Annotated in this window: 10 protein-coding genes; 3 read left to right on the forward strand and 7 right to left on the reverse strand. The window is 50.4% G+C overall.

The genetic code is table 11. The features are described 5' to 3' along the window. Nucleotides 1-15: 15 nt before the first annotated feature. The 6 genes from GZZ87_RS15060 to GZZ87_RS15085 form a co-directional block, all read right to left on the reverse strand. A complete protein-coding gene (locus GZZ87_RS15060) occupies nucleotides 16-1863 on the reverse strand; it encodes a sulfatase (protein WP_162026636.1) in 1848 nt (615 codons plus the stop codon). A 409-nt stretch (nucleotides 1864-2272) separates the two neighbouring features. Continuing rightward, entirely contained in the window at nucleotides 2273-2953 is a 681-nt protein-coding gene (locus tag GZZ87_RS15065) for a PEP-CTERM sorting domain-containing protein (protein WP_162026637.1), read from the reverse strand. A gap of 196 nt (nucleotides 2954-3149) precedes the next feature. Next, nucleotides 3150-3800: a hypothetical protein gene (locus tag GZZ87_RS15070; protein ID WP_162026638.1), complete on the reverse strand. Its 651-nt coding sequence runs from the start codon at nucleotides 3798-3800 to the stop codon at nucleotides 3150-3152. Between the two features lie 46 nt (nucleotides 3801-3846). Beyond that, entirely contained in the window at nucleotides 3847-7398 is a 3552-nt protein-coding gene (locus GZZ87_RS15075) for a sulfatase-like hydrolase/transferase (protein ID WP_162026639.1), read from the reverse strand. Nucleotides 7399-7529: 131 nt separating this feature from the next. Continuing rightward, nucleotides 7530-8498 (reverse strand): PEP-CTERM sorting domain-containing protein, encoded by a 969-nt coding sequence (locus GZZ87_RS15080; protein ID WP_162026690.1) that lies wholly within the window; start codon nucleotides 8496-8498, stop codon nucleotides 7530-7532. 262 nt (nucleotides 8499-8760) lie between these two features. Continuing rightward, nucleotides 8761-9462: a PEP-CTERM sorting domain-containing protein gene (locus GZZ87_RS15085; protein ID WP_162026640.1), complete on the reverse strand. Its 702-nt coding sequence runs from the start codon at nucleotides 9460-9462 to the stop codon at nucleotides 8761-8763. A gap of 218 nt (nucleotides 9463-9680) precedes the next feature. On the opposite strand from GZZ87_RS15085, the gene GZZ87_RS15090 reads away from it, so the two are divergent. After that, the gene (locus GZZ87_RS15090) at nucleotides 9681-9833 is read left to right on the forward strand and encodes a hypothetical protein (protein WP_162026641.1); all 153 of its coding nucleotides are present in this window, start codon (nucleotides 9681-9683) and stop codon (nucleotides 9831-9833) included. An 88-nt stretch (nucleotides 9834-9921) separates the two neighbouring features. Here the strand turns inward: GZZ87_RS15090 and GZZ87_RS15095 are convergent, their stop codons facing one another. Continuing rightward, nucleotides 9922-10638 carry a PEP-CTERM sorting domain-containing protein gene (locus GZZ87_RS15095; RefSeq protein ID WP_162026642.1) on the reverse strand — a complete coding sequence of 239 codons (717 nt, stop codon included), beginning with the start codon at nucleotides 10636-10638 and terminating at the stop codon, nucleotides 9922-9924. 213 nt (nucleotides 10639-10851) lie between these two features. Between GZZ87_RS15095 and GZZ87_RS15100 the strand changes: the two genes are divergently transcribed. Together GZZ87_RS15100 and GZZ87_RS15105 are read left to right on the forward strand one after the other, a co-directional pair. Further along, nucleotides 10852-12864, forward strand: coding sequence for an ATP-binding protein (locus GZZ87_RS15100; RefSeq protein WP_162026643.1), 2013 nt, complete (start codon nucleotides 10852-10854; stop codon nucleotides 12862-12864). Nucleotides 12865-12917: 53 nt separating this feature from the next. Then, nucleotides 12918-13580: a response regulator transcription factor gene (locus GZZ87_RS15105; protein WP_162026644.1), complete on the forward strand. Its 663-nt coding sequence runs from the start codon at nucleotides 12918-12920 to the stop codon at nucleotides 13578-13580. Nucleotides 13581-13892: the final 312 nt, after the last annotated feature.

Genomic DNA, 13892 nt, shown 5'->3' on the forward strand with positions numbered 1-13892 from the left:
CGGTCAAAATTGGCACTACTTCGCAGCGACAACGTCGGTATATTGCATGAAGCCATTGGCATCGATGAGCATGAAGCAGTAAGCTTCGATACTTTCTGGAATCGTCGCGCTCACCTTGAGTCCATCTTTGCTGACCGTCGCTGGAAGGCGCATTCCTGAGATGAATTCAGCGGTGACTGGCTTGTCGCTGCCGCGTTTATGCTTCTCAGCCTTTGAACCGTCGCAATAGATCACCCATGCCTCTTTCACCACTGGACCACCCGATTGGACAGATACCCGTGCATTACGTGTCCCCGCCTTGAACGAGCTTTTGCCGACCGTGGCTGCGGATTCCGTTTTTTTCGAGTAATTTGGATTCAAATACGGGAGCTCTGCGTTATTCGCGACCAGCGATGCTTCGAGCAATCCGCTGAGTTGCTCGACGACCGATGCATACTCTGGATTTTTCGCGAGGTCGTTCGCCTCTTCGAAGTCATTGCGCTGACCGTCATTATAGAGACGATACAGCTCGTATTCGCCAGAATCGTATCGTTTGTAGAGCTTGAAATCTCCACTACGGATGGCGGATGTCATGATCGGATTGTGCGGGTAGTGCCAGAAAAGGAATTCGCGCTCGTTGCCCTCAGCATCCAAAACCTGTGTGCTTTCGCCCATCAATATGGGTGTGATATCCAAGCCACTCAGTTTCGCGAAATCTTTGGCGGCGATCTTAGAATCGGTCAATTCCAAGAAGGTCGGGAAGAAATCGAGCTGATTGATCATGCCATCAAACTGAGCGCCTGCTGCAATGCCCGGACCAGTGATCACCATAGGCACCCGAACGCCGCCTTCTTCTGCATAGGTTTTGCCATTTTTCAGCGGCGAATTGTCCGAGAGCGTTTCTTGACCGTGCCTCAAGGCTCCACCGTTGTCAGAGCTGAAGAAAATATAGGTTGTTTCGATCAGCTTCTTGCCAGGGTTCCGAGGATCATCGGTCTTCTTTAAGAAATCCACAATGCGCCCCAGGCTCCAGTCGACGCTGGTCACCATCGCGGCAAAGTATGGGTTATTTTGCCCTGGCAGACTCATCGCGCCCTTTTTCGGTGGAAACTGCTGGCCGAGTTTATCGCAGTAATACTCAAGTAGCTCGCCATTGCGCGTCATCGCCGGCCAGTGAACCATCCAGTGACAGAGATCGAGAAAGAACGGCTGATCCCCACTCTCCGCCATAAACTGAATGGCAGATTCAGTGACCTCATCGTAGGGATACGAAATACCCTCCGGTTTTTTTGCACTGAAGGGCGGATACTTTTCCTGACTCAGTGGATACTTGGGATCTTCCGCCGTCGCAAAGCCCTGGGTGCGATCCGGGACACTGCGGTGGATGCCACGGTCTTCGTTGACGAAATCAAAACCATAACTCGCCGATGACAGGCCGATGTGCCATTTTCCAGTGTGTCCGGTGCGGTAGCCGTTCGCCTTCAGCGCATCCGCGCTCGTCAGGTGATTTCGATCAAACTGCCCTTCTAGATAAGGAGAAAGCAAGCGCTCGCCTTTCCCTACATCTTTTCTGTTATCCAGCGTGACATGGGTGAATCGTGTTTTCGCGGGATGTTGCCCGGAGTTAATCGCGGCACGCGATGGCGAACAGGTCGGAGCTGGCGAATAAGCCTGAGTAAAATTCATACCAGACTCCGCAAGTTTCACAATATTCGGAGTCTCATACGGACTTGGCTTATCCACATCATTGATCTGAGTCGCCTGCCAGCCGAGATCATCGACGTAGAAGATAATAATATTAGGCTGCTCGACCTTCGCGTGGAGCATCGGCAAGCAAGCAGCCGCTAGAAAACCAGCGACCAGTGTTTTTTTAATTTTGTTCATCGTATTTTAAATTTATTTTAGCGTTATTTCGAACCAAATTTGCTCATCTACGTGTGTTGATATCGCCCCCCATCCCCCCGGAATGAACCGCATGGATCAACCACTGCTAGAGGCGCTCGAATGGTTAATTTTAAGTAAGTTAAAGTGTATCATAAAAATGAAGCGTCACACACCACGTATTTACAGGATACGCCCCCCTTTACAGTGTTCTAACAGCGACGAATCCGAACGCCCAATAGGTTGAAAAATAAGAATATTCTACATCAATAACTCGGACACCTGGGTGGTTTCGGCAGAACAACTCAACTGCACGAGAGAAGCCCCTAGACTTTCAGCAATGGATCAACAAAAACGCCCTCGGATCGATGGTATCGATCCGAAGGCGCTTGAAAGAAAGGAACGATACGAATTAAGCGCGGCGACGAAGCATCACGTAAGTCAGGCCAGTGAGGCCAGCGAGCAGTGCGTAAGTGCCTGGCTCTGGAACGACAGTGACATCAATAGCGAGATCATAGTTATCAATTTGCCAAGATCCACCAGAAACGTGCGTTGTGGTGAAAGTCGTGTCATTCAAAGCGACTATGCCAGCTATATTATTGGTAATGTTGGTAGAAGAACCTACAATTGACGTCACTTCGTCTTCTGCAGCAGCCCAGCGTCTATAGGTTACTTCCGTGAATACTGCGCTATTCAATGAGATAGCAGCTCCTTCGGAAGTTGTTTGTGCACCATCGAGCGTGATGGTTCCAAAAGTGATACCATCCCCTGCAGTTTTGAAAGGGGTATTGTTAATGTCGTATTCGATGAGATCCCAGTTAAGATTAGCCGCGCCGCTAGAATTAAAAGCCGAAAGATCAAAAGTGATCGTAACCGAATCGTTGGCTAAAGCATCACCATCAAGCGCCAGGTCGTTAATCGTGTAGCTTTGCGAAGTAATAACGTCGCCATCACCTGGTGCAACAAGAGTGCCAAGTGTTCCGCCGACCACGGTGGCACCGGCGGCATCGGCATTGTTGAGGGAGACTACCGCCGCCTGTGAAGATAGAGTGGAGGCAAGCACTGCGCCTGCGAGAATGAATGTTTTTTTCATATTATGGGTGATCAAATCAATGTATGCTTAGTGTGTATCTAACAGTGCTTGATTCAAATATGGGTGTTAGGGATTCGTTTTGATGCTTTAGAGTCATGTAGAATGCGACAAGGTTGTTACATACTATCAGATTCTAAAAATCCGTATATAGGCATTTTTACCTATACGCGCCAACTCGTTCACGAGAGATACTTTATTATGGAAGGGTCACTGAGAGACCGCTAAAAGTCGTTTGACCTGCATTACCAAGATCGTCGTTTCCAGCTGAGCGACCCACACGCCAGGCGTAGTAGTCATACCCCGTCCCTAAATCAACCAACTCAGAGAGCGATGTGCCCGTGGTGTAAGTTTGACTCAACAAGGCCGTGGCATCGCCAACGATCGTCTGATTCCAGGCTGTCCCATCTTTAGGACCTCCCCATGACAGACCGACAGATGTCTCGCCAGAATTCCAGCCATAGAGTTCAAGCGTCACGTAATCGCCCGCTCCGAGCGTGTAATCCATGGCGACCTTAATCAGGCCTTGGGTCGCTTTCGAATCATTGATGATCCGAATTACCCCGCGGCGGTTCACCTTCGTTGCGGATCCACCATACGTATCCGTAGCCGCAGTATAGCGTAGCTCATCATCGTCCCCCCAAATCCAATCGCCAATGGCTTGAGTGTCTTCGGTAGGAGTCGCATTTCTTTTAATTGTATAAGCGTAATTAGCAGAGGACATCGTGCTAAGGCTAATAGCCGCATGCCCCTTATTGGTAATCTTAACCGGGGCGGTGGTAAAATCAGTCGCCAGCGCTATGCTGAGCCCCATGACAGATGCAGTGATCGCTAGTAATATTTTTTTCATCTATTTTTTATCTAGGGTTTTTCATCTGAGTGATAGAATCAGTTCACTAGTCGACCACTGAAAGCACTTTCAATCGCCCAAAGAATTTACCATCCACCGCCATGCTCTTAGGAATCGTCACCGTCACTGGTTGTAGGCCTCCTGAGATCGAGCCTAAGCTCACTTCACTGGCCCGCGGCTCTGTAATATTGAGATCGGTCCAACCGGACAGACTCGCTCCATACTGAAAAATCTGCTCAGTAAACGGCACGGCATCTGCGCTACGTGTAAACGTAAAGGTAAAGTTCTCATCTGTGGCATCCACCTGAGGGAGGATGACTTCGCCCGATTCCGTGGGTGTGCCATTCAACACAAACTCGAGACCGGTCGCGATCCCGTCTTGCTCCGGATCGCCCTCAAAAGTGACATCACTGAGCCCCGGATAATTGAGCAACCACGTCTGGTAGTCCGAAGGCAGCGTATAGCTCGCATAGAGCGTCGCGACTTCAGCGCCCGTCAGTGCCACATCATAGAGCATCACCTCATCCAGTAGCCCCTCAAAACTCAAGGTCGCATCTTTCCCACTACCAAGCCATGTCGTGTTCATTCCTGACATGGGGTAGGTCCCGGTATCCGTATCGTATACGGATCCATTGAGATAGATCACCATGCTACCAACACCTGCCGGTTCAGTCGTATCTTTTGTAAATACCCAGTGATTCCAGACTCCTTTATAGATGGCCGCGTCAGTCCCCTTGGAAACACGATCACTTGCATCAGCAACAGAGTCATAACCAGCATCCCAAACTACGGTTCCACTGGACCAGGGTATCAGGATACTGTGTATACGATTATCACTCGCGTCTCGGGAATGAAAAACTGAATCTTGAGCGGGTTGAGTCGTTCCACCATAAACCCACATGGCGATGCTAATTTGGTTATTAATACCTGAAACAGCCCCTACAGGAATGACAACATAATCGGCATCTGCATCAGCCCCACCATCAAAATACAGGGCCCCGCCATCGACTCCGACAGTCCATTCAGCACCCGTCACAGTTGCATGGTGACCATTCCCCGAAATGTCTGCAGCCTGACTGCCTGAAACTTCGTCGAGCGGCCAGTGAGCCAGCGCATCAGGCACCGTAACAAGCAACGGGCTGCTGACCTCACTCGTAAATTGCATATACCCATTCTCATCAACGAGCAGGAAGCAGTAAGCTATGATGCTCTCTGGTATCACAGCACTCACAGTGTAGCCATCGACGCTCGTCGTCGCAGGCTCCCGCATTCCTAAGATAAACTCGTCCGTAACCACATCAGTTTTACCAGCCGTGGGCCCGCCACGATAGAGCACAGAGGCCTCCACAATTTTGGGTCCGCTCGATACGATGGTAAGCTCAGCCAAGCGTGTTTCGCCAGTAAACGTATTGACGTCTGGCGCAGCGACCGTTGCCGGATCGACGCCTGTATAGTCAGGATTCAGGTAAGGAAGCTCTGCGTTATAGTCTACAAATGCTCCTTCAATCATTGCAGTCAACTCTGCGAGAGCGGTGACATCTTCAGGATCAGTCGACGCCACTAAGTCATTCGCTTCTTCGATATCCAAGCGGACTGGGTCTCCATTGGCATCCAGGCCATCATAGAGTCGATACAACTCGTAAACACCCGTTTCAAATGACTTGAGGATTTTATAATCACCACTTCGAAGAGAAGACTTCATGTGACTATAATGCGGGAAGTGCCAGAATAAGAAATCCCGTGGCTTATCCAGCGCATCAAGCACCTGAGTGGCCTCACCATACAGCACCGGAGCAATGTCCAAACCACTGAGTTCATCATAATCAGCCGCATCAATCGTGGTGTCGGTCAACGTAAGGAAGGTGGGGAATAAATCGAGCTGATTCACCATCTCATGCACCTCACTGTCCGCTAAAATCCCTGGCCCTGAAACCACGAATGGGACCCGCACGCCGCCTTCTTCCGGATTGGTTTTACCATATTTAAACGGTGCATTGTCCGAGATCACCTCTTGGCCATGCTGCTCCGCACCACCGTTGTCTGAGGTGAAGAAGATATAAGTCGTCTCGATCAGTTTTTTACCAGGATTGCGGGGATCGTCAGTGGTCTCCAAGTAGTCCACAATTCGCCCAAGACTCCAATCCACCGTAGTGACCATCGCACCGAAATACGGATTCGTCTGACCGGGCGTCGTCCAGTCCTTAACGTCGCCCATTGAATCTCTTAAGTCTGAATCATAAATAACGCCAAATTTGGTGCAATAGTATTTGAGCAGGTCCTCGTTACGAGTGAGCACCGGCCAGTGGACCATCCAATGGCAGAGGTTGAGGAAAAATGGCCCGTCTTTATTAGCATCCATGAATGCAATCGCTGAATCTGTAACCTCATCTACGGGATACCGAATGCCATCCGGAAACTCCGCACTGTAAGGAAAATACCTTTCGGTGGTGAGTGGATAGCTGGCATTGGTATCAGAGGCAAATGCGTCCGGATCGAGCCGATCAGGGCTCATACCGCGATGCGCTCCACGATCTTCATTGACCGTCTGGAAGCCGTAATTTGCGGCATTGAGGCCCTGGTGCCATTTGCCGGAGTGCCCAGTCGCATAGCCATTTGCTGCCAAGGCCTCGGCGCTGGTCAACAAATTGCGATCAATTTGTAACTCTAAGTAAGGCGCAATCAACAGCTGGGAGCTCTTGCCGTCATCCACGTCGTCAAGCGAGACGTGCGTGAACCGTGTCTTCGCTGGATGCTGCCCGTTGTTGATCGCAGCGCGTGATGGCGAACAGGAAGGTGCCGGCGAATAGCCCGATGTAAAATTCATGGCCTGAGAGGCCAGCTTCGTAATGTTCGGAGTGTCGTAGGGACATAGGTTGTCCAACTCGTTCAGCTGAATATCCTGCTGACCGAGGTCATCGACGTAGAAAAGAACGATGTTTGGTTGAACCGGTAGAGGAATCGTTTCAGCGACGACAACTAGGTTATCGAGGCTAAATGCTGCGCTGGTGCCACCGGGATCGCCGTTAACAGCCCGATGCACGATGAACAGGCCAATCTCCTCTTCTCCTGCATAGGTGAAGGTATGCGTTAAACTTGTCCCATCAGCAGTAATTGCAGTTGGATCACCAAGCGTGCTGGAAGTTGCTGTGCCACTTAGAACGACACCGCCGTTGAAGCTTCCGTGAATATCGACCCCTACAGCATTTGTGTCATCCACACCACTTGCAGTGTATGTCTGGAGGAAGGAGCCCGAATCAACACCCGTAGCAGCGACGAAGCCCGAAATATCAAACGTCACGGTAACGGTGCCGGGACTCCATTCTCTGGTATCCAACCAAACGCCCGCACCACGCGTCCTGTTAGCCACCCCGTCACTAGTAAAGTTCAGTGTGCTACCTGTATCATTCACCAAACCGGTTGAGCTAAAAAACTCACGATAAGTCACTGCAGCAGACGCCCCGCCGAGTGCATGCACTCCATTGGTTTTACTAGTGATCGAAAAGTCGTTAAAGTTTTCGGAGTAAACAATACGCATTGCCGCCTGTGAAGTGAGTGCCGACGTAAGCACTGCGCCGGAAAGAAATAAGAGGTGTTTCATGTGAGAATGGTATTCAGTCGCGAGGGGTTACAGCCTGCAGGACATTTAAACTTCCAGCACTGTATCTATAAAAACGCCCTCGGATCAGTGATACCGATCCGAAGGCGTTTGAAAGAAAAGAACGATTCGTGCTAAGCGCGACGACGACGAAGCATCACGTAAGTCAGACCAGTGAGGCCAGCGAGCAATGCGTAAGTTCCGGGTTCTGGAACGACAGTCAACATACCTGTGAGCTCCGCAAACTCGTAGTCAACACCGTTTTCAGTGATACTCCAGAGTCCACTAGCCTCCGTAAAGCCACCATTCTCACTAGCGACAGCAAAAGTTGAGCGGTAGCTCTCGGTGAGATTATCCACGTCGAGGATAAGCCACTCACTGCCAACGATGGTAGAGGCTGTGCTAAGATCAAGAACGAATGTAGTATGTAGAAAAACAGATCCCGTTCCCAACATAGCGTTGTTGACCCCATTGGCACCGATTTTGAAGGCAAATTCTGAGCCTGCGCCACTGGTCGATCTCAAGGTGCTCCCCGCGTTTATCGTTGTGTTACCAGTATAGGTATTGGCACCATCAAGATATGTGACGCCTGAACCCGTTATGCTAAGATTCTCACTTCCAGTGACTTCAGAGTTAAATCTCAAATCGTCGGCGCCGTTGTGAACGATGTCTAAGTTACTGGTAAGTCTGACTTTACCGAGGTTGTTAAAAATCTTATCCCCAGTAGACGCCGCATCGATCGTCAGAGTGGAATTCCCGGAAGTGGCAGAGAAAGTTAAATTACGAGCGGTAGTGCCATTTCCGGCGATAAGTCCAATAGTGGTTCCCCCAAGATTCGAGCTTCCAAACTCGAGTGAGTTGATGGTAGTATTCCCTCGGATAATCTGATCTAAGTTTGTTGTATTATTGATCACAACATCACCCGTTTCGATATCACTTGGCTTTGCGCTCGCGCCATCCGATGTCCAGTTATCAATATCATTCCAGTCACCGCTGTCGGTGCCTGTCCAGGTGAAAGTCTCAGCGAACGAACTGGTCACAGCCAGTAATGAAATGACTGCCGCAGCAGACAACAGTCGGGGTTCTTTGTTTAAGTGATTCATGGCGTATTTCTGTATATTAAGGGTGGATATTTAATTTTGCCCGAAGATTGAATTAGAATGTGTCTGCTTCAGTCAATCTAGGCATCGAACTAAGATATCTTGCATGGCTGTTACATACTATCATTTTCAAAAAATCTGCATATAGGTATTTTTACCTATATGTGCCGACTCAATCTTGAGAGATACTTAAACGGAATCTATCAAACGAAAAAACCCTCGGATCACTGATCCGAGGGCTTTGAAAATTGAGCTGTCGGGTTAATCAAGCACGACGGCGACGTAGCATGACGAATGTCAGGCCTGTAAGGCCAGCCAGCAGTGCGTAAGTGCTTGGCTCAGGGACGGTAACCGAAAGGTTATCGATATCAGCAGACCCAAAAGCCGTGCCACCTGCGGCGTTGCTTTGGGCAAAAACCAAACCAACAAAATCATCCGTTCCGTTATAGGTAAAGGTGAAAGCTACATCAGTGCCGTTGCCGGTAATATATTGCTCAGAACCAAGCGCACTAATCGTAGCGGTTCCGCTATTGCCTAGCACAGGGTGACCAGAGACCGCTCCATGAAGATCCAAACTCACAGTATTTGAGGCATCTACACCATTCGCAGCGAATGCTTGAAAAAGGAGATCCGTATCAGCGCCAGATACAAAGTTGGCCACATCAAACTCAACAGTAACGAGTCCAGCTTCCCATCCTGTGACTGATGTATCGAGCCAGACACCTGTCCCCCGGAATCTGTTAGCAGTAGAATTATTAAAAGACAGATCTCCACCAGCAATGCCAATGCCATTGTTTGAACCAAACCACTCTTCGACAGCAGTGGTTGTGCCATCGTCAAATACGACGGCTCCGGTGTTTTGAGTATACTCCTCACCAGTGAAATCAGTGCTATAGACGACACCCGCCGCCTGCGAAGTGAGTGTTGAAGCAAGCACTGCGCCTGCGAGAATGAATGTGCTTTTCATATGGGGTAATAGTATCAACGAATGCTTAGCAGTTCACTAAGATCAGGTAATTATATTAGGGGGTTAATATTATTAGTGTGAATGGATCAGTTGCCAGACATAGAAAGGATAGCACTAAAATTGCACTAGTCAATCTGAGGACATACTATCATATTCTAAAAAACGGCATATAGGTATTTTTACCTATACGTTCCGACTCGTTCATGAGATACAATTAAATGGATGAAATACGGCTCCTGATGCGACGACTTCACCCACGACTCATAGCCACTCTGCTGACGGGAGCACTTGCGGCCATCGCTGCCGATGGCAGTCAGGAAGCCGCGCCTGCGGAGCTATCCCTATCGCAACTCGAGCAGAGACTCACGTAATTAGAGCAGGACTACCCCACTCATGCCGACAAACTAAAAGCCCTCGGATCGTGAGATCCGAGGGCTATGCAAAATGAACTGCGACTGATTAAGGGCGTCGGCGACGCAGCATGACGAATGTCAGACCAGTGAGGCCAGCGAGCAGTGCGTAAGTGCCCGGCTCAGGAACGGCAACTGAGAGACCGCTAAAGGTAGTTTGATCAGCATTACCAAGAACGTCGTTTCCAGCAGAACGACCAACACGCCACATGTAGTAGTCATACCCCGTCCCTAAATCCACCGACTCAGCGACGATGGTGCCCGTGGTGTAGGTTTTATTCAACAACGTCGTGGCATCAACACCGATGGTAGTGTCATTCCAGCTATCCCCAGTGGAACCACCTCCCCATGACAGGGCGGGAGATGTCTCGCTAGCATTCCAGCCATAGAGTTCAAGCGTCACAAAATCGCCCGTTCCGAGCGTGTAATTCATGGCGACATCAACCAGTCCTAGCGTCGTTTTCGCATCATTCATTATCTGAAGTGTCCCGCGGCGGTTGATCTGTCCTGCGCCTCCACCATACGTGCCTGCGGTATAGTCTAGCTGAGAGTCCTCACCCCAAACCCACTGATCAATCGCGAGAGCTGACTCACCGTCGGTTTCAATAAAATAATTTGTAGGAAAGGCTACGCTAAGGCTGATAGCCTTATTACCCTGAGCTACAATCTTGGTGGGAGAGGAAAATGCAGTCGTTGTAAGCGCTGCCGAATGAACTGCGCTGATGCCAATGGCAGATGCAGTGATCGCTAGTAATATTTGTTTCATATGGGTAATGAATCAACGAATACTTAGTATTCACTAATAGTGATTGATCCAAATGTAGGTGTTAGGGATTAGTTCTGATGTTTCAAAATTCACATCGAATACGACGAATTGTTACATACTATCATATTTTAAAAAACGGCATATAGGTATTTTTACCTATACGTGCCGACTCGTTCATGAGATATACTTAAGTGGAATGAAATACGGCTTCTGATGCGACGACTCCACATATTACTCATAGCCACTCTGCTGACGGGAGCACTTGCGGCCATCGCGGCCGATGGCAGTCAGGAAGCCGCGCCTGTGGAGCTATCTCTATCGCAACTCGAACAGCGACTGACGGATATCGACGCCGCGCTCAGCAGTTTAGCACCTACAACGATGCGCAGCGGCGTCGGTGCCGTGGGCTATCAGTCCGCCGCTCACATAGAGGCCAACCACACCGAGTGGGTGCAGATCGACTTAGGCGCGGAATTCCCCATCGACCAGATCGTGCTGGTGCCCACCATTGCACGTGACCCCGAAAACGGACTTCAGGCTTCCGGCTTCCCACTCGAATTTCGCATTTTGGCAGGCACCGCTAACACGAATCGTGTGCTTGCATCTTTCACTGTCGAAGATGGCCTACTGCCGCGCATTGCCCCTGTCACGATTCCGGTGGATCATCTCGCGGCCTCATGGATCCGCCTTGAAGCCACCCTTCTTTCGCCTCGTAGTTGGGCAAATCAACGTCATGCGCTGAAGCTCTCCGAAATGATGGTGTTCAGCGGCAAGAGAAACGTGGCCTTGCAGAAACCTGTCGAAGCCTCGTCGAGCTTTCGTTCAAATTCAGGCCGTCACGAGCGGTATCTCGTGGACGGCTTCATCCCCTACCTGATGGATGCCGCGCACGGCGAAAAGAGCGCGGCCCGTAGTTTAGGCATTAACCGAAAAGTAGGCGACCGCTCATTGACGATCGACTTGGGAGCACCCACCATGGTGAATCAGATCAATCTGCACGCCGTCGATCTAAGTCGCACGGTTCCAGAGGCCGCCACGAATGACTATGCCTTCCCCCGAAGGCTTCGTATAACAGGAGCCAACGACCCCGATTTCGCTGAGCAGACGCTCCTTTTCGAATACGAAAGAGCATCCATCTACGATGCGGGACCGATCACGATGCGCAGCTTCCCAGAGACTCGTTGCCGCTATGTGCGTATGACCGTTCTTGAAGATCCAAGCAGCACCGATTTAGAAAATAAAAAAGCACGCATCGGTTTTGCTGAAATCGAAATTTTATCGGACGGGGAGAATAAGGCATTAGGCCAGCCAGTCACCGCCGGCGACGGCCTCCAGGACACGGAGCTCACACTGCAACGAATGACGGATGGGCGCAACTTCTATGGAGACATCCTGCCGACGCGGGATTGGATGAACCAACTCGCTCGCCGGCATGAACTGGAATCGGAGCGTCCGCGCGTGATGGCAGAGCTGACCCACCGATATGAACGACAGAAAACGACGCTAAAGCTAGCGACTTGGATCATTGCCCTCTTACTCGGCGGCGGCATCGTTCTTGTGTTGATCCAACAGATACTGCGCCAACGAGCCGTATTCAAAACCCGCGAACGCATCGCAGCCAATCTGCACGACGAGTTGGGCGCCAACCTACACGCAATCGGGCTCTTGGGGGACACTGTCCAAAAAGTTGTTGAGCAGAAAAATGCCTCCGAAGAGTGGTCGGATCTAATTGAAATCGTCGGCGACATCAGGGAGCTCACAGAAGAAACGGGGGCAACCGCTAGGTTTTGCACCAACATGCTTGAGGCAGACGGCATCTACCAAAACTTGGTCAATGACATGAAACGAATGGCAGACCGCTTACTCGCCGACTTGAATCATGACTTTTCGATCCTCAATGGACATCGGCTGAACAGGTTCCAAGCCAATCGACGCATCGACCTGATGCTGTTCTACAAGGAAAGCCTCACCAACATCATTCGCCACTCGAACGCCACCGCAGTCTCGACCACACTCAGTATCGAAAAAAAGGAAATTTTCCTATCGATCTGCGACAACGGACGCGGCACTCAAGGCCAAGTCCCGCCTTCACTGAAACGCCGGGCTCGCCTACTCGGCGGCAACGTGACGGCCGAAAGCACTGTCGATGGGGGGACATGCATCACCATCCGGTTCTGCCCTCGTAGAAAATTTCTCGCGTGGCGAATCCCGGAGCTTAAAAGTTAAAACCATTCAACTGAATAACCTCACACTCTCGAAACTGATAAACCAGAATTACTATGATAAAACCAATTAACGTTATGCTGGTTGAAGACAGTGCTCCCTATCGAAAAGCGATTGGCCACGCACTCAGAGTCGAGCCCGATGTGGAGCTCGTCAGCGAGTTTGGCACGGCAGAAATCGCTCTGCGCACCCTGCAAGACCTCTCAGGTCAAAGCGAGCCCGACGTCGTCCTGCTTGATTTAAACTTACCCGGTATGTCTGGACTGGAGGCCATTCCCTGGTTTAAGAAATATACACCCAAGACAGAAATCATTGTGCTCACACAGTCAGATAGAGAATCCGATGTGCTGGCCGCAGTCTCAGCGGGTGCCTCGGGTTATCTACTCAAATCAACGACACGTGACAACTTGGCAGACAGCATTCGAACAGTCGCCGGAGGTGGCGCGATACTGGACACCTCGGTCGCGCAATACTTGCTCCACACCATGCGACAGCAGCCTCCTCAACCAAGCACTGAAGAAGGCACACTGACAGAACGCGAGCTGGAGGTGTTGAAACTCATCGCGGACGGCCAATCAAAGAAAATGGTCGCGAACGAACTTGGCATTAGCGCTAAAACCGTAGCGATCCATGCCAGCCATATTTACGAAAAACTCAACGTCCCCAATGCTCCCGCCGCCGTATCAGAGGCCTATAAAACCGGCATTCTGCCTAGTTAGCCTCAGCAGGTGGAGTTGAAACGACCGCAGGCGGAGACCCCCCTCTCAAAAAGAGGATCTAGAGGTTTACCCACCCCTCACCTGCCTCATCGAAATCTAAAGAGTCGCAATCTATCTACAAAAAAGCCCTCGGATCGCGAGATCCGAGGGCTATGTAAAATAATCTGCCGGCTGATTAAGCACGACGACGAAGCATCACGAATGCCATACCAGTAAGACCAGCGAGCAGTGCGTCATTCCAAGTGCCATGCCGTATATCTCTATTTTTTCATTTCTACGACGGCGCGTGATACATCAAGATCCGACAATGGC

The sequence above is a fragment of the Lentimonas sp. CC4 genome, assembly GCF_902728235.1.
Classification (GTDB): Bacteria; Verrucomicrobiota; Verrucomicrobiia; order Opitutales; family Coraliomargaritaceae; genus Lentimonas.